A 25,751-nucleotide genomic window follows, 5' to 3' on the forward strand; every position below is an offset into this window, starting at 1 on the left:
CTTTCCACCCAGGGACTCTGTCGCGTCCGTGAGGTTCGAATGTCCCCTACTGCGTTTCCGCCGCCGACCGTCCCGCTGGCCTTGACACCGGAGGCGCGGAAATGAAGGCGCGAATCAAACCGGGCCTCGCCCGGATCCTGGCGCTCCTGACCCTCCTGAGCGCCACCGGTGTCGCCCGGGCCGAGGGCACCTTCCAGGTTCGGTTCTTCTCGGCCGAGGCGCCACTGACGCTGCTCGATGCGGTCAGCGTCGCGGGGCACTACCGGACGGCCCTGGCCGGAGGCGCGTCGACCACGCTCGACCTGAGCGCCGAGCACCACGCCCTGACCTTCGGGGTGCAGTACAGCCGGCCGCACCACAGTGTGCAGCTGACTGGCCGCCGCACCGAAGACTCGCTCGCCGGGCGTACCGACATCAGTCTCACCGGCGTCTACACCTACACTCCGGCGGTTCCGGCCGAGGGCACGGCGCTGACCTACGCCACCGCCCTCTACACCCTGTCCGGCAGCGTGACGCCCACGTTCGGCTACAGCAGCCAGACCTTCGGCAGCAGCTTCGGGGTGCGGTTCAACCGGGATCTGAATCTCTCCACCACGGCCACGGCCACCGCTGTGGCGCTCTCTGTTCAGCAGGCCCTGCTTTGGAGCGCCAACTTCTCCAGCAGCCTGACCTACGGGCGGGACGGCACCAGCCTCTACTTGGTTCCCGGCGTCAGCCTGCAGAACAGCTCGGCGCTGTTCAACGTCGCGGGTGGCGGAAGCACCCGGCTGAGCCCGAACCTGACCCTGACCGGCAACGCCTTCTGGTCCGCCGGCACCGTCCCGACACTCAACACCGCCCTGAACTACCAGACCGGCCCGTGGCAGTTCAGCGGCACCGCCGCGGCCGGCAGCACCGTCTCGTTCGGGGTGGCCACCCGGTACGCCACGCAGCCGAACCTGACCCTCGGCGCCTCGGCCGCCTACGCCTTCTCCACCGCCACCCCGACCTACGGCGCCGACGTCAGCACCCAGCTCGGCGGGCTGGCATTGGCCGCCGGGGTGACGCTCAGCACCCCGTCCATCTCCGAATCGACCCTCACCGCCCGAGCTTCAGTCAGCGGGCAGCGGAAACCCTGGCAGGGCAACCTGTCCGTGTCGTATGCCCGCACCGGCGAGCAGCAGACCGGCAATGCCAGCGGCACCCTGAGTTACGATGCCGCTCCTTTCGGCGCGCAGGTCGCGCTGGGGCTGAACCTCAACCCGACCTTCTCCAGGCCGTCTGTCCTCACCGGCCAGGGAGAAGTCACTGTCAACTACGCCGTCAGCACGCAGCTGGATCTCAACGCCACTCTCCGCTACGAACGCTCCGTCGCCACCAACGCCGACGCCCACCTCCGCTACGGGCTCGGCTTCCGCTACCGCTTCGACCAGGAGAACAAATGACCGTGCCCATTCACAAAGGCGGATGGCTGTTTCCGGGCTGGCTGGCCACGCTGATCTTCATGCTCTCGGGATTGAGCTTCGCCCAGACGACCGTTCCGGTGCTGGTCGTGACCCCCAACACCGTCCAACTGCGGAGCATCGTAACCGCCGACAGCACGAACCTCGACCCGGACCGGCTGTATACGCTGGACTGGGGGGATTCGGAAACCGACAGCCTGAACGCGGTCACGACCGCCCAGACGATCCACAACTACCGACAGCCAGGCACCTACACCGTCACGCTCTCCACCGACGGCGGGGTTCCGGCCATCCAGACGGTGACCGTGACCTTCCCGATGGCGACCGCGGTCGCCACTGCGAGCGCCCTGGACGTCACCCTGAACCTCGGGAATCTACTCGTCGACTACCCCTACGAAATTGCCTGGGGCGATGACGCGGTCGAGACCGTCTACCCCAACGACCGCGCAGTGCAAGTGCCGCACCCCTACCTGCAGCCGGGCACGTACGTCATCCGCGTCACCCCGCAGAACGCCGCCCCGGTGATCACCACCGTCACGCTGCTGTACCCCGCCCCGATCCTGGCGTTGACGCCCGGCCAAGTCGCGGCCGGCCAGCCGGTGACCGCCAACGTCAGCGGTCTGCAGCCGACCCTGCCGTATCGGCTGGATTGGGGCGACGGAACCGTAGAGACGCTGACCGGCGACACCACGTCCCAGAAGACCCACGTCTACGCGCAGCCGGGTGCCTACACCGTGACCGTCACCTCCACGGGCACTGCGCCGGCCACCGGCGTGGTCAGCGCGACGGTGCCCACGCCGGTGATCGTCGCCACCGCCTCGGCGCTGACCGCCACCCTGAACCTCAGCCACCTGTTGGCCGGATACGCATACAGCGTCTCCTACGGGGACGGCGTGACCGAGCCGCTCGTCCCGACGGCGGACACGGCCGTGCTGACCCACAGCTACGCCGCGCCCGGCACCTCCACGATCCAGGTGACCCCCACCGGCGCCGCCCCGGCGACCACCACCGTCACCCTGAGCGTGCCCACGCCGATCCTGAGCGCTACCTCCACGGCGCTCACCGCGACGCTGAATGTCAACACCCTGCTGGCCGGATATGGGTATGTCATCACCTGGGACGACTCCACCAGCGAACCGCTCACCCCGAGCGGCGCCTCGGCGCAGCTGACCCACAGTTACCGGATCCCCGGCACCTACACCGTTCAGGTCACCCCCCGAGGCAGCGCGCCCGCCACCACCACCGTGACGGTCAACGCGCCGAACTCGGTGATGACCGTGACGCCCAGCAGCGCGACTGTGCGTCAGACCATCACCGCAACCCTGGCGACACTGGTGCCGGGTCTGACCTATCGCCTCGACTGGATGGACGGAACCGTCGATACGCTCACCGGCGTATCCAGCGTGCAGAAAACCCATCACTACGCCCAGCCGGGCACCTACACCGTCACACTGACCTCGCCGGGAACCACCCCGGTCACTGCCATCGTCAGCGCAACCGTGCCGGCCCCAATGCTGACCGCGACCTTGTCGGCCCTGACCGCCAGCCTCAACCTTGGCACCCTCGTGAGCGGGTACCCGTACGCCGTCGCCTGGGGGGATCAGGCAACCGAGCCGCTGACCCCCACCAGCGACACGGCTGTCCTCAGCCACCCCTACCAGGCCCCCGGAACCTACACCATCCAGGTCACCCCCCAGGGCACGGCACCCGCCACCACCACTGTCCGGACGAATGTGCCGAACCCAGGGCTGAGTGTGACCCCAGCCCAAGCCTCGGTACGGCAGACCATGACGGCCAACCTGACCTCGCTCGTGCCCGCCCTGAGCTACACGGTCGACTATGGCGACGACACGAGCGAAACGATCACCGGTGAGAGTGCAACTCAGCGCACCCACCTGTACTACCAGCCGGGCACCTACACCGTGACCCTGTCCTCGCCCGGAACCACCCCGGCGACCGCCACCGTGACCGTGAGCGTTCCTGTTCCGGTGCTGAATGCCACGGCTTCCGGCCTGAACGTCACGCTGAACCTCAGCCGGCTGCTCAGTGAGTACGTCTACCAGATCGTGTGGAACGATGGAACGACCGAGTCGCTGCCGGCCACGTCCGACACCGCCGTGCTGACCCACCGCTACACCACCCCCGGCCCCTACACCATCCAGATCAGCACCCAGGGTGGCCCCCCGGCCACCACCACCATCACCGTGGCGGCGCCGAACTCAGTCCTGACCATCACCCCAGGCACGGCAGCCGTGCGGCAGACGATCACAGCCGACCTGTCGGCCCTGACCCCCACGTTGATCTACACGCTGGAGTGGAAGGACGGAACCACTGAGACCATCACCGGCGTGACCACGGCGCAGAAGACCCATGCCTATCAGGCCCCGGGGACATACACCGTGACCGTCTCTGCACCCGGAACCGCCCCCACCACCGTCACCGTGACGGTCAGCGTCCCCGCACCTGTATTGACGGCGACGGCCACCGATCTCACGGCCACCGTGAATCTCAGCAACCTGCTCAGCGGGTACGCCTATAGCATCGAGTGGAATGACGGGACGACCGAACCACTGACGCCCACCAGCACCGCCGCTCAGCTGACCCACACCTACCTGGCCCCTGGCACCTACACCGTGCAGGTTGCCGCTCAGGGCGCCGCCCCTGTGACCACCAGCGTCACCATCACCGCGCCGGAAATCGGCCTGAGCGTCACACCGACCACTGCCGCCCTCTTCCAGCAGCTCACCGCCACTGTCACCGGCCTGATTCCCACCTCCGGCGCGCGGCTGTCCTGGGGGGACGATACCGTCGAGCCATTGATTGGAACCGGCACCGTCCAGCGCACCCACGCGTACGCGGTGGCCGGGAACTATCTCGTTCAGGTGAACGCGAACATCGTCCCGGTTCATATCACCGTCCTGGCCCCGACCGCAACGGCCACCGCCGCCAACCTGGCTGTGACCCTGCACCTCGGCCACCTGATCCCCGGCTACACCTACCGGATCGACTGGGAGTTCAACGGCTCCGAGACGCTGGTCGCCACCGGTCAGACCGCAGAAGTCACGCACACCTATGCCAGGCCCGGCACCGTCACGCCGGTCGTCACCCCCCTGGGCGGCGACGGCGTCCCGACCACCCTGACCATCACCGCCACCTCAGCCGTGGTGAACGTCACGCCCGCAAGCCTGACCGTGGGCGGCACCGTCACCGTCGCCCTCTCGAACCTGTTGCCGATCACCTACAGCCTGGAGTACGGCGACGGTGCCGCCGAGTTTGTCGCGCCGGGCAGCGCCATGACCCGCAGCCACACCTACGCCACGCTCGGCACCTTCACCGTCACCCTGAGCGCCCCGGACACCGTACCGGTCACCGCCCCCGTCACTGTGACCGCCCCGACTCCAGTGCTGAGCGTCGCCCCGACTTCCGTCACCGTTCATCAGCCGGTCACCGCGAACCTATCCAACCTGCGCGGAGAACTGAGCTACGTCCTGGAGTGGCAGGATGGAACCACCGAGACGATCACCGGTGTGACCACGGCCCAGAGAACGCACGCCTACACCGCCGCCGGCAATTACACCGTGAAGCTGACCTCCAGCGGCACCTCACCCGTCACAGCCACCGTCACCGCCAGCCTGCCGGTTCCGACCGCCACGGTCAGCGACACCGCCCTCCTGGTCACCCTGAACCTCAGCCACCTGCTGAGCGGCAGCGCGTATCAGATCGAGTGGGGCGACGTCACAACGGATACCCTGAACGCCACCGCCAGCACCGCCAGCCTCACCCACACCTACGCGCAGCCCGGAACCTACACGGTGAAGATCAGTACGCCCGGAGTCGATCCGGTCAGCGTGACCACCACCGTCCGGGCCAGTGGGCCGGTGCTGACCGTCACTCCGGCGGAAGTCAACAACCGCGTTCAGGTTCAGGTCGGACAGACCGTCACTGCCACCCTGACCAACCTCGTGCCGGCACTGACTTACGAATTGACCTGGGATGACGGAACGGTCGACCCGGTCACTGGTGTCACCAGCGCCGCCCGCACCCACGTCTACCTGCGAGAGGGCAACTTCAGCATCCGCACCGCGCAGGCCCAGGGGTACACCACGCGCGACTTCCTGGTGGTCGTGACCCTGCCGGCCCCGGCCTTCACTGCCACTGCCGTCCAGCTGGACGCCACCGCCACCCTGAACAATCTGATCCCGGTGGTGACGTACCGCTTCGACTGGGCGGACGGCTCCCCGCCGGTCACCGTCACGGGTGTCACCACCGCCACCCTGATGCACCACTACACCACGCCTGGCGACTACTCGCTGCAGCTCCAGGCCAGTGACCGGGTCGGCGTTCGCCTGACGCTCAACGTTCACGTCGATGGTGCTGGCCTGAGTGTCAGCGCCGCCGGCCTGCAGGCCACTGCCCGGATCTCTGACCTTCAGCCGGAGCTGACCTACACGCTCAATTGGTCGGACGGCACCAGCGAGACCCTCACCGGGGTGACCACCGCTGAGCGCAGCCATACCTACGCCCTTCCCGGCACCTACACCGTCACCCTGGCCGCGCCGCGCGTGCCCGGTGTGAGCGCCTCCGTGACCACCGCCGCCGAAGCTCCGGTCTCGAAGGTCAGTGCGACGAACCTCACCGCCACGGCCGAACTGACGGGCCTGCTTCCCGGCGTCACGTACTTTTTTGACTGGGGCGACGGGGCCGGACAGTACCTCAAGGATCAGGCCACCGTGTCCCTGACGCACGTGTACGCCGAACCGGGAACGTACAGCATCAAGGTCGGCCAGCAGCCGTACGGTATCCAGGTGCCGGGCGTCCTCGGAGCCAGCAGCACCCTCACCGTGGGCCTGCCGCCCACAGAAGCGGTGCAGCTGACCTCACAGGACGACCAGGGGGCCACCTCCCACTTCCGCATGACTGGCCTGCTCCCCGAAGGCACCTACCGGCTCGATTTCGGCGACGGCTCCACCTCGGATCGCCTCAGCGGCGCAGCGGACGCGGCGGCCGATCATACCTACCAGCGTTCCGGCACCTACACCGTGACCCTGCTGTTCCAGACCTACACCGGCACCGTCGTACGGGCCACCCTCGTCAACCCGGTCAAGATCGCACTGAGCGTGCAGTTCGGCACCCTGATCTTCAGCCAGCCAAACCGCAGCACCGACCTGACCCTGTACAGCACCGACCCGATCGAGGCGGTCTTGACCGTTACCTACCGGGGCGGCGGACGACTGACCGGCCGCTGGATGCTCGACGGCCAGCCGGCCGGGGGCGCCGACGTGACGCTGCCGGACGTGTCCGGACAGGGCACGGCGGAAGTAAAGTTCGCCCGCACCGAGACCAAACCCGGGCCGCACAGCCTGAGTTTCGAAGTCACCTCGCCCTCCACCCTCAGCATCCGGCCGATCACCTACACCCTGTACGGCCCGGACACCCTGAACTACAACGGCTTCAAGGTCGCCATCAAGACCATCACCCGGCTGTCCAGCAATCCCGGCAGCAGCGTCACCGTGTCGGGCACCGGCACCGCCCGGCTGATTGTGAGCGGCACGCAGCTCAGCGACGTCGATGTCACCTTCGAGGGCCAGACCGCCGGCGAGAACGGCGTGATCAGAGAAGGAACTGTTACGGTCGACATGAACGGCGCAGCGGTTCGCAACGCCCGTCTCGGTGACCTGAAGGTCGGGCTGAGCCAGCTTCGCCTGAACCAGGACGGGGCGACCCTCGACGGGATCGTCACCCTTCCCGGCGCGGCCTCTCCCTATTCGTTCACCGGAGCCGCACTGAAGGCCGACACCGGTGACCTCATCGCCACGCTGAAGGCTGCCGTTCAGAACCTGAAGCTCCCCGAGGACGGCCTGAGTTTCAGCGCCGGTACCGCGGTGCTGGATTTGTCCGGCACCGAAAATCCCACCGGGCTGGCCGCCGCCTACAACGATCAGGCCGCTCAGCAGCACGACTGGATGGGCGTGGTCTTCCCTGCCGCCAGCCTGACCGTCGGTGCCCCGATCCTCAGCCAGCCGGTGACCCTCACCCTGCCGCTGGCCTTTAACCTCAGCGGCTACGTCACCACCCTTAATCTGCCGACCGGAACAACGGATCTGCTCGGCTGGAATGTGAACCTGTCTTCCCTGCACGCGAGCGTGCTGGCCGGCCGCATCGGCACGACCACTGGCGCGGGGCGCGTCATCCTCCCGCTGGTCAACGAACCGATGGACGTTACGCTGGGATGGAACACCAACGCCAGGGCCGGCGAGCGCTTCACCTTCACGGCTCCCAAGGATGCGTCGGTCAAGAGCCACAATTTCGGCCGAACCAGCCTCGCGCTCGGTGAGGGCGTCTGGACGCCAGGTCCCACTGGCGCGACGGTCACCTTCGCCAATGCCCACTGGTACCTCGACAACCAGGGCAACGATGTCTCCATGAACAACCTGATCATGGCCGGAAATGGCGACGTGTCCCTCGACGGTCGTCCGTGGGCCAGCATCAGCGGTAAGACCGCCCTGACGGTGCTCGGATATCCGCTCGCCGCCGCTGAAGTCGGCGTGCAGCGTCAGAGCGGCGGGGCGTACACCCTGGGCCTCAATGGCAAGCTGCAGGTCAACGAGCAGCTGCCGGTGGGCGCCACCAACGCCCCAACCCTGTTCTGGGTGCAGGGCGGCAAGGACGCCAAGGTCACCACCGAGGCGCAACACCTGACCGGAGAACTGGCCAACGTTCCGTACGACATCAACTTGACCCCGGCCTTCACCGATCAGGGACGCCTCGAGTTCACTGGCACTGGCAAGATGACCGTCGCGCACCTGCTCAACGTGGATGCCAAGGCCAGTTTCGGACGCTTCACCGGCACCAACTACGGGTATTTCCATCCCAACACCTCCGGTTCGGTCGGTTACGGGTCGGTGACGGCCATCCTGTCGGCCAACCCAGATCTCGGAAAACCACTGGTCAGCGTCAAGCGGGTGGAGCTCTACGAACTGCACGGCGGCCTGACCGTCAACATGGACTGGCCCAACGGACTGGACGCCGCCCCAGTGTTCCGGGAAGCCGGACCGAACCTGGTCTTCCAGGCTGGAGCGCTCCTGAGTGTCAAGCAGGATCCGGGCACGCCGGTCAAACCGTTCCTGAATGGGCTGTTGAGCGTGGATACCGGCGGGCAGTTCGACATGAAGGCTGACCTCTGGCTGGTCAAGGACGGTCAGAAACTAGCGCGCAACGCCCCGAACGGCCGCGCCCTGGTCAGCGTTTCCGGCGAGAGGGTCTTGATTCAGGCATGTGTCGGCCCGAATGGAGGCAGTCTGGTGGGCGGCCTGAACTGCGCGGGCGTGGCCGAACTGAACCTCTACGACCTGATGACGCTGCGCGGGTCACTGGAACTGTACGCACCCTTCTCGGGCAGCGATCAGCACCTGTACATCGGCACCCGGGCCAACCCGATCAGCGTCAAGGTTCCCAGTTACCCCGAGGGTCAGGGCTACCTGATGATCGACCCGAGCAGCGTCCGGGCCGGTGCGGGCGTCACCTGGGGCTTCGAGAAGGGCAACAGTGGCAGCCTCGTGTTCTGCAGCTGGTACTGGAACATCAAGGCCACTGCCAGCCTGAATGCCGACTTTGGTATCACCTACAACCCGGCCGCCCTGGATGGTCACGTGAACTTCAGCGCAAATGCTGCTGCCAGCGCCGGTGGATGCGGGATCGGGCTCAGCGCCAGTGCCGCCATGATCTTCGACGGCAACCTGCACGTGGCGAGCGCCGGCAATTACTTCGACGGCAGCGTGTCGGCCAGCGTCAGCCTGCCGGTCATTCCCAACATCGACTTCAAGGTCAACACCAAAGTCAAGTTCTGAGGAACCGGGGCGGGAGAGCAATCACACGCTCCCGCCCCCAACAGAATCCCAAAGGAGCCTATGCGTCCCACCCGTACCATCCTCAGCCTGACCCTGCTGACCCCCCTGAGTCTGAGCCTCGCCGAGACAGGCAACACCAATGCCCCTTCTCCCAGCACCAAGACGGGCGTCGCCGCCCTACCCACCCCGGATGGCGCGCTGCTGCGCTGGTACCTGCCGGGTGACCGGATTCCCGGCAATGGCTTCGTGGTGCAGATTTCCGGCACCTCGGGCGAGCAGAGCCTGCCGGTCGCCTCGCCGCAGCCGTTCAGTGCCGCGCTGGGCATCAGCCAGGAGGAGTACAAGGCGATCACGGCGATCTACCAGGGGGCGCCCACCGAAGACAGCCGGATTCAGCGGGCGATCTTCAACCTCAACGTGGTGGCGAGGCCGGGGTACGCCCGCGCCCTGGGCATTCAAGCAGCGCTGCACGGGCTGACCCCCGGTGCCTATACCGCCACGGTGTACGTGGTGAACGGTTCCGCCCGAACCCGTGTAGGCAGCGCGGCGTTCAGAACCGGGCCCACTCCAGCCGTACCCGCCCCGATTGCCCTGAAGGCCACCACGAACTTCACCGGCGCGCAGCTGACCTGGACGCCCCCCAGTTCAGACACCGGCCTGGTCGTCGCCTACAACGTCTACCGCGCGGGAGCGGCGGGCGGATTCACCCGTCTGGATCCGGCGCCCTTCTTCCGCACCACTGGCCCGGGCGGGGACGTGTTCCAGGACATGTCTCTGAACTCCGGCCAGACCGGCCGCTACCAAGTCACCGCCGTGGACCTGTTCGGCCGCGAGTCGGCCCCCACCACAGCGGTGACCGTGACCGCCACCGCCGGGCCGGTCAGCCCAGAGATCACCCGGGCCACCTCCGGGAACCGCACCGTCACCTTGGACTGGGCAGCGAGTCCTGACGCCCGCGTGAAGACAGTGCTGGTGCTGCGGGGAACCACGCCGGACAACCTGACGACGATTGCCACGGTCGCTTCCAGCAACCGGACCTATGTGGATCGCACGGTACAGGGCGGCGTGGACTACCTGTATGCCCTGGCGGCTGCGGATCAGAACGGTCAGCCAAGCGGGAGAAGCACCCTGACTGAAGCCACCGGGCGAAACCTGACCCCGCCTGCCGCTCCCAGAGGGCTGAAGGTCACCTCCGGTGAGAAGACGCTGGCCCTGACCTGGGCGGCCAATGCCGAACCCGACCTGCGCGGCTACCTGGTGTACCGTTCCGAAGGCGAGGGAACAGCCGCCCCGGAACTGCTACTCACCGGCCTGCCGATCCAGGTGACGAGCTACACCGATGCCATTCCCCAGGGTGTGCAGACCCGCTACCACTACCGCCTGGTTGCGGTGAACACCAGCCAGATCGGGTCAAGCCCTTCAGTCCCTGCCTCCGCCGCCCTGCTCGACACCACCGCGCCGCCCGCCCCGGTGCTGGCCGCCGTGAGCCTGTTGCCCGGTGGCCTGGGCCTGACCTGGATCCAGGCGGAGGTGCCGGATCTGGCCGGTTTCGAGGTCATCAGGCAGAGCGGAACGGCGCCGGCCACGGTGCTGAAGGCACTCGACGCCGGAAACCGAACCTACCTCGACACCAGCGCCGTGTCGGGTGTCCTTTACACCTACGGGCTGCGGAGCCTCGACCGGGCGGGCAACCGTTCGCAGGTCAGCGCCGGGGTGACGGCCAGCCGGCCGGCCGCCACGGGAGACCTGCACCCTACGGATCTGAAGGCGGTGCTGCTGCCGGACAAGGCGGGCGTGCGCCTGACCTGGGCCGCCGGTTCGGCTCAGGCGAGGTACGCGGTGTACCGCCTCAACGGCGCGGCCGAGGTGCAGGTGTCGGATCTCCTGAGCACCCTGAGTTTCACCGACCCCCAGGGACACGCCGACTCGCGGTACGTGCTGCGGTCGGTCAGCGCGGCAGGAGTCGTAAGCGAGCCCACCCCGGTCGCCGCACCAGGCCGCTGAGTGGAACAGGCGAACAGCTCCCGGCTAGAGCGGGCAGCGCTTGCCCCAGAGGGGCCGCCACCTGTCTTCCGCCCCCGCTACGCTGAATTCGGAGCCATACTTTCGCGCCCCCCTCGCGTTGCCCCGCCTGACTGAGGCCGCCTCCCTCCGAATGTCTTTCAGAACCCTGATGTTCAGGGGACGGCTCAAAGAGACGGTCTTGTCTCAGCTGGAGTGGGCCGACCAACCGGGGTCACATTAGACGGACTTAGCCTGAACTCCATCCGACGCGAGTTCTCAGGCGCTGAAAGCCACCCCAGATGCTTGGCAGGCCCTGGCTAGCACCGACTGACTTCCACCCTGAACCCTGCCAACATGCATTGTCATTGACAGGGCGACGCTGCTACGCTGGCCGCATGCTGGACATCGCGCCCGACTGGGCCGGCGGAATCGACGAGTTCGTCACCGAGGCCAACACCTGGCTCGCCCGCCTGCTCCCCGACGATCGGGCTGCCCGCCCCAAGGACGAGGTCAATCCCCGCCTGGTCCGGCACTACACCACCCTCGGCCTGATTCCTGCCCCACGCCGGGAAGGACGGGAAGCGCGCTACGACCGCGCGCACCTGCTCCACCTGCTGGCCCTGCGCCGCCTGATGGCCGATGGGCTCAGCGGCCGTGTCCTGGCAGGCACGCTGTCGGGCCGGTCACTGACAGAACTGGAACGCCTCGCCGAGTGGGGCGCCGGCGAACCTTCCGATCAGCAGGCGGTGCAGGCAAGCGCCTTGCCAGCCTTCATCCAGACGGCCCCGTCGCCAGCTCTGGACTATCTCCAGGCACTGAAGGAGCGGGATACGGACGTCGGTGCGGTACGTGCGGCGCCAGTTCAGTTCGCGTCCAGGCCAGCGCAGCGCCGGTCATCGCCAGCACAGCCCTGGACGCGGCTCAGCCCGCGTCCGGGTCTGGAAGTGCAAATCAGTGACCGCTTCCGCTGGCCGCGCGATGAGGCGGGCTGGGATGACCTGCTGTCGGAACTCCGGGAGTCACTCCTTGACGTGCAGATACAGCGCCGGCGTGCGTCAGCCAATGACGTGTAGGCGGGCAACACTGCGGGCATGACCGATCACAGAAAAGACGACACCGCCTACTGTTGACAATACAGACTGTCGGTGTAACACTGAGTGTGTTCGCCCCAGCCCGCCCATCCCGACTCACTGCTTCCCATCCTCCACCTGCTCCGTGCCGGTGGCCGTCCTCTCCCGTTGCTCAGGAGTCCACCATGCACGAATCCAACACGCCCAGCATCGAACTTCTGCCGCTCAAGACCTCTCTGCCCGCCGGCCAGGACAGCGAGCTCACCCTGCTCGTCCGCATTCACCCCGCCGCTGCACCCGTGACCAGTGCTCGGCGTCCCCCGCTGAACCTGTCGTTCGTCCTTGACCGCAGCGGCTCCATGAGCGGCACCCCCATCGCCATGGCCCGCACGGCCATCCAGGTCGCCCTGCGCCTGATGCAGCCCCACGACCGCGTCAGCGTCGTCGCCTTCGACGACCGCGTCGAAACAGTGGTGCCCTCGCAGCTCGCCACCGATCCCGAGGCGCTGTGCCGCGCCGTCGCAGGCATCACCGACCGGGGTTCCACCGCGCTGCACGCCGGCTGGCTGGAAGGCGCCATGCTGATCGCGCAGCACCTCGACCCGCAGGCGCTCAACCGCGTCCTGCTGCTCAGTGATGGGCAGGCCAACCAGGGCGAAACGCGGGCGGACGTCATCGCCCAGCACGTCAAGGGCCTCACCGCGCGTGGGGTCAGCACCAGCACCATCGGGCTGGGACACGACTATGACGAAGCCCTGTTGCAGGGCATGGCGGACGCCGGGGACGGCAACTACGAGCACATCGAGCACGACGACGCGCTGCCTGCCTTCTTTGCGGCGGAACTGCAGGGACTGACGCGCACGACTGGCCATACCGTCAGCCTTGGCGTGGAACCGAACCCGGCGCTGGGCAGCCTGCGGTCTGACGTTCTCAATGACCTGCCCCGCAATGATCTGGGGCGCTGGCAGCTCGCCAACCTCATTGACGGCCGGCCCCTGGATGTGGTGGTGACCCTGCACGTGCCCGCCCAGCCGCAGGGCACGACCGTGGGCGTGACCCGCCTCCGCCTGGCGTGGACGGATCGGCAGGGCGTGCGGCAGAAACTCCGGGCGCAGTTGACCCTGCCGGTGGTGGATCCGGCGGCATACGTCCAGCTGCCGGAGGACATCCAGGTGACGGTGGCGGCCGAGCGCCTGCGCGCCGCCCGGGTGCGCGAAGAGGCCGTGGCACACGCGGTGGCGGGGAACGTGCCGATGTCGCGCGAGGTGCTGTCGCGCGAACACCGCCGGCTCAGCCGGCTGGCGATGCCGGAACTGGCGTCGGAGGTGCACGGGCTGGTCAGCCTCGACCGGGACTTCGCCGAGGACGAGGTGATCGCCCGCAAGCGCGCGACCAGCCAGAGCTACAACACCCGCCGCAGCAAATCCGAGAATTAAACACTGGAGTGAACGAAGCGGCACAGGACGTCTTGAGGCTGATGACCAATCAAACCTCAGCATGAGTCGGCTTAAGACCCACCAGGACGCCCGCGGTGGGGTCAGCAGACCCTGAAGGTCATCAGGCTCAGTCACGAATCGGCACTTCGGAACAGCCGTGAGCATCGACCTGGGACATCGACCATCCCGCTCTGTGCATTTACGCTTGAGCGTAATACGGTTAACCGTACTGCGCTCAAGCGTGTACCGGCAGTATGCTGAGCGTCTGATGCAAGCCCAGTGGAAACTGCGCGACTACCTGCACGCGCACGGCATCACCCCCTACAAACTCGCCAAGGCCATTCCCGATGTCCGTCAGGCCACCATCTACCGCCTGGCCGCCGAAGACGCGCCGCAGTCGGTCAGCTTCGACATCCTCTCCAGGGTCATCACTGGCCTGCGCACGGTCACGGGTCAGGACGTCACGGTGGGCGACCTGATCACCCTGGTCGAGATTCCCACCAGCGAGGACGCCGCCTGGATGAACGCCGACCTCTCGGGGATGGCTGACCTCGACCCCTACGACTGGGGGAACGTGGATCCCCTGAGCCTCGGTGAAGCCGTCTCAGTGAGCAGCGACGGGCAGATTATCGTCGGCAAGCTGTGACCGCACGCCCACTCGGCGTCGGTGATGTCGTGGTCGCCCGACTGCCCGCCCAGAACCCCTCGGGTCACGAACAGGAGGGCTACCGGCCGGCGGTCGTCGTAGGTGTTCCAGCGCAGGCGGGAACGCCGCGAATTCCGATGCTGATCGTGGCGCCCCTGACGACCAATAGGCAGCTGGCCTGGGCCGCATCTGCGCCAGGGCTGTACCCCGCCCTCACCGCCGGCAGGGGCGGGCTCCCCGCAGACTCCATTGTCCTGGCCGATCAGCTCAGGGCACTCGACGCCACGCGCATTGTTCGGCAGATCGGCACCCTGGGCACCACCGAGTACGCCGGAATCAAACAGGCCATCCAGGCCATGTTCTCGCGCTGATCGACCACGGCGTCCTGGATCAGGCTCGGCCCTGAGGACACCGCCACGGGCCGAGCCTGCACTTCCCGACACAGGAGAACCAGCCCGCGCTGGGAGGGAGGCCACCACTCTCAGCGCAGAAGGGTGAATATCCTCCAGCGTTCTCCCCAGGTCATACCGACCTTCCCCGTCCAAACCGGGACAGGCTGACCGGACTCGCTCAGGACGCTTTCCGCTCGGGCTTCACTCCAGTCCCCTCACATGGCGCGGCCCCAGCGAACCGCCAGCAGAAGTGTTCAGGTCTGCAGGCTTCCCCGCTGCAGATCCCCGAGCAGGTCTTCCAGGGATCGACACGCCGAACTCTCCAGAGTGGGCTCACCACCGAAGAGGATCAGGGCGACCGCCCTCTTCTCGCCAACAGCGCCGCGCCGATAATGCCCGCATCCCGACCCAGATGGGAGGGCACCAGCGGCGTGAACTCGTCGAGCGCGCCGGTCTGCCGGCGCGCCGCCTCGATCATGGGAAGCAGCACCTCAAGATGCTGGAACAGTCCTCCACCCAGCACCACGCAGTCCGGGTCGAGCAGGAGCTGGAGGTTGTGGAGGTAGATCCCCAGATGCGCGGCCGCCTGCTGCAGGAGCGTCTGCGCACGCGCATCGGTGGCCGCGAGTCCAAACAGGTCTGGCACCGGTACCGCTCGTCCGAACACGAAGCCAGCGTCACGGGCCAGGGCAGCGCCACTGATCTGGGCTTCCAGCGTGCCGACGGTGCCACTGCCGTCCATCGGCCCCAGCGGAGTGATCCGGGTGTGGCCGACTTCGCCCGCCATGCCGTGCCGTCCAGAGTGAAGGTGTCCGTGGAGAATCAGGCCGCAGCCGATCCCGGTCGACCACGTCAGATACGCGCTTGTGGTGGTGCCACGGGACGCGCCACAGTGGAATTCGGCGAGCGCGGCGAGGTTCGCGTCATTCTCGATCACCACGGTGCGGTTCAGGCGCCGTGCCAGTTCCGATTCGAGGCGGGTGCCGTTGAGTTCCTGCAGGTTGGAGAAGAAGGTGGACTGACCATCACGCACGGGGCCGGGAAGGCCCAGGCCGACCCGGAGACGCTGCCGGGCACCCGCGTCATGAGCCTCGACCAGGCGCTGAAGCAGATCGAGCAGGTTCTCGAGGCCACGCGGCGTTGGCACTTCCTGCCGGTCGGCGATGACGGTGCCAGTCACGACGCCGGACGCGACCTTGGTTCCTCCCAGGTCGATGCCGATCACAGGGTCGTTCACGGGGGTGCCCGGGAGCACGCCCGTCATCGCGTGACTTTCGCACTGCGGACCGGGTCGCCCACATTCGGCACCCGTTGCAGGGCCAGGTCGATCACCAGTTGCTGAATGGCGGGACACAGCGCCAGTTCGCCACTCAGGTTCGCCGCGCTCCCCTGGTCGGCCGTGAACTGCAGGGTCGGACTGCCCGCTCCAGCGCACACGTCCAGGATGCGGGCCATGGTGGCCTGGCGGTACGTGTCGGGAGCACTGGACGTGATCAGTACGGTGCCCACCTGGGGGCTCAGGAGTTCTGGTGGCCCGTGACGAAACTGGCCCGCCTCGTAGCTGAGGGCCGGGAAGCGGGCGAGTTCGAGCGTGCCGAGTCCGGCCATGTGAGCGAGTCCGGACGCGCTGCCGGCACCGAGAAACACCACGGAGGTGACGTCCCGCAGCGGCGCCGCGTCGACGTCCGGCACGGGAATCAGCGCGTCGAGGGACAACCGTTCGGCTCCGAGCGCCTCCAGAATGACCTGATGAAGCGTCAGCGTGAGCACGAATGACCGCGTCGCGGCGAACGCGACCTCCGGGCCGCCGGCAGCGATCAGCGTGGGCACCCGGCGGGCCAGTTCACTGCCGGCGTTCAGGCTTGCTCCGAAGATGGATGCCGGGAGTGTCTGCGCCTCCAGGTAGCGGACGATCTCGCCGGACTCGCCGGACTGGCTGACGATCACGGAGACCCGCCGTAGATCCGCAGGCAGCGGCTGGACGAGGGCCTCGTCCAGCGTCATGGCCGTGGCGTGCAGGCCACGCTGACGGTACGCAGAGATCGCCGTCTGGTTGGCGTGGTGACTGCCGCCCATGCCAAGGAGCAGCAGGGACGCGCCGGGCGCGCGCAGGGCGTCGGCGACCTGGCCAGCGAGCCGCCGCGGCTCAGGGTCGCCCAGGGTGGCCTGGGCGTCCGTCCACTGGCGGGCCCGTTCGGCGCGCAGGAGCGAGAGTCCGGGGTGGGTGGTGTGCGTCATCCTTTGACCCCTCCTGAGGTCAGGCCGGCCAGCAGGCCCCGCTGCAGCGCCACGGCGATCAGGACGGGGGGCAGCGCCGCCAGCACGCCGGCCGACATGATCAACCCGTAGTCGGTGGCGCGCCCCGCTGTGAAATCCGCAATGGCCACGGGGAGGGTCTTGGCGGCCAGTCCATTGGTGAACAGCAGCGCGTAGAAGAATTCGTCCCAGGCGAGCAACACCGCGAAGATGGCGCTGGTGGTCACGCCGGGCAGGGCGAGGGGCACGACGATGCGGGTCATGCAGCCCATCCGGGACAGGCCGTCGATCAGCCCCGCCTCCTCGATCTCGGCCGGCACGGTGTCGAAATTGGCCTTCAACAGCCAGGTGGTGAAGGGCAGGATCACGCTGCAGTACACCAGGATCAGTCCCCAGACCGTGTTCAGCAGGTGCAGGCGGGCGAGCAGCTGGTACAGCGGCAACACCAGGGCCACCGGCGGCAGCATGTAGGTGGCGATCACCGCCGGGAGCAGTCCGGCCTTCCCATGTGGAAAGCGCGAGAGGGCGTAGGCGGCGGGGATGCCCAGCAACAGGGCCAGGGCGGTGGTGCTCAGGGCGACGGCCGCACTGTTGCGCAGGGCGTACAGGAAGGTCTGGCCGGGTGTGTTGTCGCCGACGGTGAGCAGCGACGCGTAGCGGCTCCAGTCCGGGTGCACCGGGATCCAGCGCAGCGGCCGGGTGGTCAGGTCGGTCGCGGGCATGACGCTGCTGACCAGCATCCACAGCACGGGCAGCAGCACGCTCAGGGCGAACACCATCACGCCGGCGTAGGTCAGTACCGTCTGCGTCCTCGTCGGTCTCACAGCGTGCCCTGCCGACGCGAGAGCCACAGGTACAGGGCGATCAGCACAGCGCTGACCAGCACCATCAGGTTGGCGTAGGCGGCGCCGCTGCCAGCCTGGAGGTACGTGTAGGCTTCCTGGTAGACCGTGAAGGACGCCGTCTTGGTGGCGTCCGCCGGGCCGCCACGGGTCATGACGTACACGATGTCGAAGACCTTGAACGCCTCGATGGTGCGCAGCACCACGGCCACACTGAGCGGGCCGATGATGGCGGGCAGCGTGATGCGCCAGAAGCGGGCCCAGGGTGACGCGCCGTCCAGGGCGGCCGCCTCATAGATCTCCGCCGAGACGCCCTGCAGCGCCGCCAGCGCGATCAGCGCCACCAGCGGATAGTTCTTCCAGACGTCCGCCAGGATCACCATGTTCAGGGCGCTGCCCGGTTCCCCCAGCCACGAGCGGTACCCGCCCAGCAGTCCCCACTGGGTCAGCAGGGCGTTCAGGGCCCCGTATTCCGGGTGGTAGATCCAGCGCCACATCACGGCGTTCACGATGGTAGGAATGGCCCAGGGCAGGATCAGCAGGGCCCGGGCCAGCGTGCGTCCCCGGAAGCGCTGGTTGAGCAGCAGCGCGACGGCCACCCCGATGATGACTTCCAGCGTCACGGACACGAGCGTGAAGTACGCGCTGTGCCACAGCGTGGCGTGGAAGTCCGGGTTGCCCAGGGCGTCGGCATAGTTCCGGGTGCCGATCCACTGCGGACGGGTGCCCAGGGCATTGAGGCTGGCATCGGTGAAGCTCAAATACACGGTGCGCAGCAGCGGATACCCCACCACGCCGATCAGCACCAGCAGGAGGGGCAGGAGCAGGCCCCAGCTCAACCGGCCGGCGGGAGCGGCGCGCGTCACTCGGGACATTACCGGAATCGGGCGGCGGTCTTCGCAGCGTCATCCAGCGCCTGCTGGGGAGTCTGGCTGCCCAGCAGCGCTTTTTGCAACGACGTCTGCAGTACGGTGCTGAGCTGCGGGTACTGCGCGATGGTGGGGCGGGGCAGCATCACGCCCAGGGAGACCTTGGCGGCCTTCACTAGATCCTCCTGACCGCGCGTGACGGCCGGGCTGGCGTAACTGGCCTTCCAGATAGGCAGGCTCAGCTTGGCATACTTCTCCTGCACCGGCTGCGACGTCATGTACCGGATCAGGTTCCAGGCCTCGTCCTTGTGCGCGCTGCCCGTGGGGATGCCCAGGGCCATCGAGCCGTTCATGGCGCTCGCCGTGCTGACGCCGGCCACCCCGGGCGCGGGCACCACGCCGACCTTCCCAGCGACCTTGCTCTGCTTGGGATCGTTGGCCAGGGCGTACATGTATGTCCAGTTCAGGGCGAACGCCGCCTCGCCGTTGGAGAAGGATTTGCGGACGTCCTCCTCCAGGTATTCCCGGCTGTTGGGATTGCTGAGCCCACTCTTGAGCGAGTCGCTCATGAACTGCAGCGCCTTGAGACCGCCGCCGGTATTGAAGGCAGGCGCGCTGCCCTTGTAGAACGAACCGCCGTAGGCAGAGAGCAGCGTCGTGTAGTCGCACACGAGCGCCTCAGCCTGGCTCCAGCTCCAGACCAGCGGGTAAGTCACGAGCTTCTTGGCCTTGATGATGGCCGCCTGCTTGATCAGTTCGTCCCAGGTTCTGGGCGGCGCGGCGATCCCGGCCCGCTTGAGGATGTCCTTGTTGTAGTACAGGTATTTCGTGTCGAGGATCCACGGCATGCCGTAGCGCTTCCCGCCCGCCTCCACGGTCTTCCACGCGCCGGCGAACACCTTGGCGTTGTCCGACGCCGGGATGCGGGGGGTCACGTCCTCGAGAAAGCCGTTCTTGGCGAATTCCGTGGGCCAGATGACGTCGTACAGGATGACGTCATAGCCACCCGCGCCGGCCGACGCGGCGCTCACGATCTTGTCATGGAGCGCTTCATAGGGCACGAACTCGAGCTTAACGGTCACGCCAGGCGTCCTGGCCTCGAAGGCCTTGACCATGCTCTGGATATCGGCCTCGCTGTAGGCCGCCTGTTTCATGAACAGGGCCGTCAGGGTGACGGGCGCGGCGGCGGCGCTGCCGAGGGTCAGGCCAAGGCTGAGGATCAGTGCTTTCATGGTTGCGTTCATAGGAAACCTCCGGAGTGTGGGGTGGGAATCACGTGGCGAGTTCGGCGGGCGGGGAGGTGAGGAGGGCGTGGGTAAAGCGGTCACGGCTGGCGATCAGAGCCCCCAGGGCTGGCCCCTCCTCCCCAAGTAAGGACGCCTCGACTCGCAGATGCGGGAGCAGTTCCGCCAGTGGCAGAAAGGACGGGGGGGACGCTGAGGCACACGAGGTGTCCTCCTTGATGACCAGCAGCGACACGTCCAGGGCGACCGCCACGGCACTGACGAGGTACGTCAGTGCTTGGGTGCGGACTGAATCAGGCAGATCTTCAATGGGTATGATCCGGCCCCCATCAGGCCAGCGCGCCAGCGACAGTTCGCCGGCGCGGCCCTGAGCGCCGCGGTACAGGGCCCCGTCGAGATACAGGCCCAGGCCGATGCCGCTTTTCCGCTGGATCAGCACCAGGAAATTCGGTGAATCCCGAGCGACGCCGTAATGCCGTTCGGCGAGCGCGTGCAGGTTGGCGTCGTTCTCCAGAATCAGGTCGGCTCCGCAGGCACGCAGCGTGTCACGGGCAGATCCGAGGGTGATTCCTCGAAGTGAGTTGGGTTCGAGGATCTCGCCCTGCTGTGAGATGGGCGCGGGAAAACTGACGGTCACGTGGCGCACCGGGCCGTGCGGGGAATCGTTCACGAGGGCGGTGAGGGCCGAACCGAACAGGGGCTCAAGTACCGCCGGATCGGGAACCGCGATGATGGTTTCGTGCCGCTGTTGTCCACGGACGTCGCTGCTGAGGAGTCGGATTTCGTGGGGCTGGACATCCGCACCGATCAGTGTGGCCAGGTGTGGGTGGAGGGCATAGATCCCGGCCGGGCGTCCGGCCTGGCCCGCGGTGCGGCCGACCTCGGCAATGTGAGCGCTTTCCTCCAGGTCTTTGGTGATCGCGTTGACCGTGACCACCGAGAGGCTGGTGTGCTGCATGAGCTCGGCGCGCGATAGAGCGCCGTGCTTCAGGAGGGCCAACAGCACCCGCTGCCGGTTGTGTTGACGCATGGAACCTGGAGTCGAGCCGCTCACGTCACCTCACTGATTTTTTAAGAAGGCTTATTTAATAAATGTACGAAGGGAACCGACTCCTGTCAAGCGGCAGCTTCGCCAAGAGCTCCATGGCCTCAATCGACGACCTCTAGGATCCCCGGGATGATCAGCAACAGGCCAGGCCACCCTAAGCTCGCAGGAACCATTCGGTGCCGCCGGTGCCGAGGTGTTCAGCCCTGGTTCGAACGGCTTCTGGCGCGACGGGACAGTGGCGGTCTCCCCTACCATGCAGGGCACAACAGCTGCGTGAAAAACGACGTTGCCACCTCGGTGTCACGGTGCTCCTGAAGCAGGATGTCCAGTACAGCGCCGGAGTCGTCCACGGCTCGCCACGACCAGTGGGCGAGCCCTCCCACCATCACGTGCACCTCGTCCAGAGGCCAGCGGGAACCCCGACGGGGTTCCCGTTGGCGCAGCTCTTCAGTCAGCAGGGAAGCACACTTTATGTTCCACTGCCGCAGGGTCTCATGGCTGACCTGGATGCCGCGCTCGTCAAGGAGTTCCTGCACGTCCCGCTGACTCAGGGGGAATCGGTGGTACAGCCACTGGGCCTAGCCGATCACGCTGAGAGGACAGCGGGGGCGGTACGGCTCCCGGTGGTTCAGGGCTCGTCAGCCTACCGGCGTTAAGGTGCCAGAACCCCAATGCTCTATGCTGCGGTTCACGTTTCCATGCATTCCAACCCCACACCCCATCCCGGCCGAGGTGTCCATGTTCGATGAAGTTCATCTCCACGCCCTGCTTACGCGCGACGCGCGGCCGATCCGTGAGAGTGGCCGCGCGTACGCCGAGCTTGAATTGCGGCCCGAGGTGGCGGTCTGGTGGGACAGCGCCGAACGGCCAGTTCGGAGGGTCATAAACGCCCTGAGCCTGCTCGAACCGACCATCCCCGAGGCCTGAGGTGGAGCGGGGGCAAGCCACAGCGCCTCAGGTGCCATGACGGACGTGCAGGTCAGCTACACCAACCGCCACAACGTACGCGTCGCTCTCAAAGGGGCCCGGCTGGCGCGCGCCGCGCACGGTGGGAACGGGATCACCACCAAGTACCCGGTCATCCGCCACATGCTGAACCTCGAAACGGTGGATACCGATGAGGGAACCCACGACAGCCACACCCTGCCCGTCGGCCGCTCCCTGACTGGCCTGGGCGCCCGGGAGTAGGGTGATCGATCGAGACCACGCCATGTCAGCCGCCCACGTGAGCCTGCGGCTGTGCCGCCCGGCCCACCCGGACGCCGCGTCGGCGGGTGGCCGCGTGGTCGGGCCGTGGGTTGCCGCGCTGGAGTATGCCGATCCGCAGGGCCGGCTCGTGACCCTCTGCGAACGGCCGGGCGTGGTCGCGGTGCTGCTGGGCACGCTGTACGACCAGACGCTGGACGGCGCCCTGAACCGGTACCGCACGGTCGGTGACGCGTTCGCCGCGCAGCTGGAGGGCTCGTTCGCGCTGCTGATCCTCGACCTGGAGGCTGGGCGCGCGCTGGCCCTGACCGACCGGGTGGGCCTCCGGACGCTGTACGCCCGGCATACGGGCAACGCCATCACTGTGTCCACTCGGCCGGATCACCCCGACTTCAGCGCCGGTTCGCTGAGCGTGGCGGCCGTGGCCAGCATGCTCGCGAACGGGTACCTGGCGTCTGGCCTGACGCTGTACGACGGTGTGCGGGCCCTGACCCCAAGCGACCTGCACGACCTGCGCGTGGAGGGGATCCTCAGCGCGCCGTACTGGACGCTGCCCTTCCATCCTGCCGAGCAGCAGCGTCCGGTGGCGGCCGACGCGGCCGACCTGATCGAGGTGCTGCGCGCGGCCACGGCGCGGCGCGTCCGCGCATCGGGCGAGCGGCCGTACCTGTCACTCAGCGGCGGCTACGACTCGCGTGGCCTGCTGGGTTTGTTGCGCCCGGCGTGCCCGAACCTGCGGACATTCGCGTACACCCTGCCCCCGGCCCGGTAGCGATGCGGACATTGCCCGCCGACTGGCCGAGCAGTACGGCACCGCGCACGAGGAATTCGTCGCGTTCCGGGGAAACGTGCCAGCCAGCGTGCGGCGCAACGCTGCGCACGGCCACGGCGTGGCCCCGTACGGCGAGGAAATCGACGCCCTGATGGATCTGGCGGCCCGGCAGCCCACCGACATCTTCACCGGTGAGCAGGTCTTCGAGTTGCGCACCATTCCGGCGGCCAGCACGGCGCATCACCTCGACCGGGTGCACATCAATGCCTTCACGGCGCTGGCGTGGCTGGAGCCGCTGCTGCAGGACGGCGTGTACACGACGCTGCACGAAGCATGGACGCCGGAATACCGCGCCGTGGCTGCGCAGAGTGAGCAGTGGACCCACTGGTATCACCGGGAACTGGAACTGCTGCTGCGGCAGTACGAACCGTGGGCCCTGTTGCCGTGGCGGGAACGGTACACCGGGCAGAACGCGAACGTGCACATGCCCTACCTCGACACGGCGGTTCTGGAGTTCCTGGGCCACCTGCCGGTGAACCTGATGGCCGACAAGAACGTGTTGAAAGTGGCGCTCCGACAGATGGAGCCGGCCTTGTTCCGCGTGCCGCTGGCCAGCACGCAGGGCTACGAAGCCAACTGGCGCCGCGAACTGCGGGCGCTGGATGCGGACGCCCTGAATGCCCTGCTGGGATTTCCGAGCCGCCTGGATGACCTCGTTGCACCTGACGCCCTCCGCCGTCTGATCCTGGCCCTGCCGCAGGGCGACCCCTCGGTGCGCGCGCGGGCCACGGCGGCCGTGCGCGGAACGCTAGGCACGTGGCGGCGTTCCGCCGTGGGCCAGCGGGTCTTCGGCCAGCCGACGCTCAAACCCAAGGTGCCGAACCTGTCGGCCCTGATCCTTACGCTGCTGACGCTGCGCGACGTGCTGCGGCGGTGACGACGCTTCCCCGCGCGCCGCTGTGCAGGCCGAAGGCCATGCCCCGAAGGCGAAGTGATCCGCGAGAGGCGTCAAGCGGCGCCCCCTGGGGCAGCCGGGTACGCATCAGAGGATCGACCCTGCTGCTGGAGCGATCAAACACGCGCCGGATTGGAGGAACACGTTCGCGATGCACTGGCTTTCCGCGGGAGTGTGGGCGTTCACGTAGGTCAGCGTGTGCGTGCCAACCATGTCCGTACGGAGCGCCGTGGCATAGACCGCGGCTCGCCCCTCGAGGGGTTCTCAGCCTTAGCCTCCTGAGCGGCCCTAACCAGCAGCACCAGTCATGGCGGCGCACTCAACCCGGAGTCCACTCCCTCCCGGCCAGGTCTCATTGTCACGCTCCCGTATACACTCTGGGCCAGGCACCCTCACCCTCGACGTCCCCTGGCCCCTGCTCCCGTTGAGCATCCCGGCCCACTGGCAAGCGGTACCGCACACGCTGACCGATCTGCGCCGCACCCCAAGCGATACCGTCGGCGCCACCAAGCACTTCCAGCAGGTGATCGCCAGTTGGTATCACGTTCCCTTGATCTGCGAATCCTCAGGAGCTGCCATGACGTCCACCCGACCAGACTCAAGTGAATACCTGCCATACTTCTCACGCTATATCGACCTGGTGCCCGCCGGGGACATCGTTGAGATCCTCGCCGCCCACGCGGTGTCCACCCCAGCTGTGCTCGAAGGGTTGACGCTCGCCCAGGCCGCGGTTCGGTACGCGCCCGACAAGTGGAGCGTCCGGCAGGTGATCGGGCATCTGAGTGATACCGAGCGGGTCTTTGCGTACCGCGCGTTGAGGGTGGCCCGGCAGGAGCCAGCGCCTGCCGAGGGCTTTGACGCACCAGGCTGGATGCAGGCGGCACACTTTGACAGGCGGGACATCCCCGATCTCGTGGCGGAGTGGCGCAGTGTCCGCGCGGCCAGCCTGAACCTTTTCAGAAGCCTGACCCCACCGGCGTGGGGCCGGACAGGCATGGCCAACGGTCATCCCATCAGCGTCCAGGCGCTGGCATACATCATTGCTGGCCACGAGCTTCACCATCTCGCCCTGCTGCAACGGTCGTACGGGGTGATCGGGGAGACGTAACGCCGCCTCTAAAAAGGCGTCTTTCCGGATGGAGCATTCCGCAACAAACTTCCCTTCTGCGAAGGTCATGGCCAAACATTCAGGCGTGACACTCGAGACCGTTAGCCATCAGGTACGGTAGAGCCACGGAGGTCGTTATGTCTGAAGGACGATCGGATCGACCGCAACCCATCGCTCTCAACCGCTATGACCTCGCAGGTCAACTCGCCCGCCTGCGGGCCAGCGCGCCCCTTCATGACCACGGACGCGATGCGCTCACACTGGTGCGCGACCCCACCTTCAATCTCCTGCTGATGGCCCTGAAGGTGGGATCAGGCTTACCAGATCACACCGCTCCCGGTCCCATCAGCGTGCTGGTACTCGATGGACGTGTCGCTTTCACCTCACAGGGTGAACGGCTCGAACTCGGCCCGCATGAGCTGGTCACGCTGCCCGCCCGCACCACTCACGCGGTGATGGCGCTTGAAGACAGCGCGATCCTGATCACCATCGCCAACCCCGTGACGCACACCAATCCGCTCGGGCTCGAGAGTGAGCGTCAGGTTGACGCTGAGCGAACCTTCGAGCAGGGCTGACGACAAACGTCAACTTGGAGCGGGCGCTTCAAGGCCAGA

At 67.1% G+C, this 25,751-nt stretch carries 18 protein-coding genes and 2 pseudogenes; 13 read left to right on the forward strand and 7 right to left on the reverse strand.

Going from position 1 to position 25,751, the window contains the following annotated elements; genetic code table 11:
• Nucleotides 1–101 precede the first annotated feature (101 nt).
• The 7 genes from E7T09_RS08595 (at nt 102) to E7T09_RS08625 (ending at nt 14,816) form a co-directional block, all read left to right on the forward strand.
• Nucleotides 102–1,424, forward strand: a complete 1,323-nt coding sequence (locus E7T09_RS08595) for a hypothetical protein (protein ID WP_136388765.1) — start codon at nt 102–104, stop codon at nt 1,422–1,424.
• On the forward strand, nt 1,421–9,289 hold the full coding sequence (locus E7T09_RS08600; protein WP_136388766.1) for a PKD domain-containing protein: 7,869 nt from the start codon (nt 1,421–1,423) through the stop codon (nt 9,287–9,289). Before E7T09_RS08595 ends, E7T09_RS08600 begins: the two co-directional genes overlap by 4 nt.
• A gap of 60 nt (nt 9,290–9,349) precedes the next feature.
• Complete coding sequence (locus E7T09_RS08605) at nt 9,350–11,293, forward strand: fibronectin type III domain-containing protein (protein WP_136388767.1); 1,944 nt, start codon at nt 9,350–9,352, stop codon at nt 11,291–11,293.
• A 395-nt stretch (nt 11,294–11,688) separates the two neighbouring features.
• The gene (locus E7T09_RS08610; protein WP_168734767.1) at nt 11,689–12,366 is read left to right on the forward strand and encodes a MerR family transcriptional regulator; all 678 of its coding nucleotides are present in this window, start codon (nt 11,689–11,691) and stop codon (nt 12,364–12,366) included.
• Nucleotides 12,367–12,548: 182 nt separating this feature from the next.
• The gene (locus tag E7T09_RS08615) at nt 12,549–13,799 is read left to right on the forward strand and encodes a VWA domain-containing protein (protein WP_136388769.1); all 1,251 of its coding nucleotides are present in this window, start codon (nt 12,549–12,551) and stop codon (nt 13,797–13,799) included.
• A gap of 268 nt (nt 13,800–14,067) precedes the next feature.
• Nucleotides 14,068–14,445, forward strand: coding sequence for a helix-turn-helix transcriptional regulator (locus tag E7T09_RS08620; RefSeq protein ID WP_136388770.1), 378 nt, complete (start codon nt 14,068–14,070; stop codon nt 14,443–14,445).
• Nucleotides 14,442–14,816 carry a type II toxin-antitoxin system PemK/MazF family toxin gene (locus tag E7T09_RS08625; RefSeq protein ID WP_168734768.1) on the forward strand — a complete coding sequence of 125 codons (375 nt, stop codon included), beginning with the start codon at nt 14,442–14,444 and terminating at the stop codon, nt 14,814–14,816. Before E7T09_RS08620 ends, E7T09_RS08625 begins: the two co-directional genes overlap by 4 nt.
• Nucleotides 14,817–15,186: 370 nt before the next feature.
• Here E7T09_RS08625 and E7T09_RS08630 read toward each other — a convergent pair whose 3' ends face one another.
• From E7T09_RS08630 to E7T09_RS08660, 7 genes and pseudogenes are all read right to left on the reverse strand, one after another.
• Nucleotides 15,187–16,101 (reverse strand): ROK family protein, encoded by a 915-nt coding sequence (locus E7T09_RS08630; protein WP_136388771.1) that lies wholly within the window; start codon nt 16,099–16,101, stop codon nt 15,187–15,189.
• Nucleotides 16,098–17,075: an SIS domain-containing protein gene (locus E7T09_RS08635; RefSeq protein WP_136388772.1), complete on the reverse strand. Its 978-nt coding sequence runs from the start codon at nt 17,073–17,075 to the stop codon at nt 16,098–16,100. The genes E7T09_RS08630 and E7T09_RS08635 overlap by 4 nt, the downstream gene beginning before the upstream one ends.
• Nucleotides 17,072–17,917 (reverse strand): carbohydrate ABC transporter permease, encoded by an 846-nt coding sequence (locus E7T09_RS08640; protein WP_240741694.1) that lies wholly within the window; start codon nt 17,915–17,917, stop codon nt 17,072–17,074. Before E7T09_RS08640 ends, E7T09_RS08635 begins: the two co-directional genes overlap by 4 nt.
• Complete coding sequence (locus E7T09_RS08645; RefSeq protein WP_136388773.1) at nt 17,914–18,810, reverse strand: carbohydrate ABC transporter permease; 897 nt, start codon at nt 18,808–18,810, stop codon at nt 17,914–17,916. The genes E7T09_RS08640 and E7T09_RS08645 overlap by 4 nt, the downstream gene beginning before the upstream one ends.
• On the reverse strand, nt 18,810–20,048 hold the full coding sequence (locus E7T09_RS08650) for an extracellular solute-binding protein (protein WP_136388774.1): 1,239 nt from the start codon (nt 20,046–20,048) through the stop codon (nt 18,810–18,812). Before E7T09_RS08650 ends, E7T09_RS08645 begins: the two co-directional genes overlap by 1 nt.
• A gap of 28 nt (nt 20,049–20,076) precedes the next feature.
• Nucleotides 20,077–21,078, reverse strand: a complete 1,002-nt coding sequence (locus E7T09_RS08655; RefSeq protein WP_136388775.1) for an ROK family protein — start codon at nt 21,076–21,078, stop codon at nt 20,077–20,079.
• Between the two features lie 281 nt (nt 21,079–21,359).
• Nucleotides 21,360–21,728, reverse strand: a pseudogene (locus tag E7T09_RS08660) (IS6 family transposase); the annotation flags it as partial.
• Nucleotides 21,729–21,834: 106 nt separating this feature from the next.
• On the opposite strand from E7T09_RS08660, the gene E7T09_RS08665 reads away from it, so the two are divergent.
• From E7T09_RS08665 to E7T09_RS08690, 6 genes and pseudogenes are all read left to right on the forward strand, one after another.
• The gene (locus tag E7T09_RS08665; RefSeq protein WP_136388776.1) at nt 21,835–22,023 is read left to right on the forward strand and encodes a hypothetical protein; all 189 of its coding nucleotides are present in this window, start codon (nt 21,835–21,837) and stop codon (nt 22,021–22,023) included.
• A gap of 27 nt (nt 22,024–22,050) precedes the next feature.
• Nucleotides 22,051–22,284 (forward strand): annotated as a pseudogene (locus tag E7T09_RS08670) (acyl-CoA dehydrogenase family protein); the annotation flags it as partial.
• Nucleotides 22,285–22,306: 22 nt separating this feature from the next.
• Nucleotides 22,307–23,074: a hypothetical protein gene (locus tag E7T09_RS08675; RefSeq protein ID WP_136388777.1), complete on the forward strand. Its 768-nt coding sequence runs from the start codon at nt 22,307–22,309 to the stop codon at nt 23,072–23,074.
• On the forward strand, nt 22,998–24,011 hold the full coding sequence (locus E7T09_RS08680) for an asparagine synthase-related protein (RefSeq protein WP_136388778.1): 1,014 nt from the start codon (nt 22,998–23,000) through the stop codon (nt 24,009–24,011). The genes E7T09_RS08675 and E7T09_RS08680 overlap by 77 nt, the downstream gene beginning before the upstream one ends.
• 595 nt (nt 24,012–24,606) lie before the next feature.
• A complete protein-coding gene (locus E7T09_RS08685) occupies nt 24,607–25,137 on the forward strand; it encodes a DinB family protein (RefSeq protein WP_168734769.1) in 531 nt (176 codons plus the stop codon).
• Between the two features lie 263 nt (nt 25,138–25,400).
• Nucleotides 25,401–25,712, forward strand: coding sequence for a cupin domain-containing protein (locus E7T09_RS08690; protein WP_136388780.1), 312 nt, complete (start codon nt 25,401–25,403; stop codon nt 25,710–25,712).
• The last annotated feature ends 39 nt before the right edge of the window (nt 25,713–25,751 follow it).

Origin of the sequence: Deinococcus sp. KSM4-11, assembly GCF_004801415.1 — a bacterium.
GTDB lineage: Bacteria > Deinococcota > Deinococci > Deinococcales > Deinococcaceae > Deinococcus.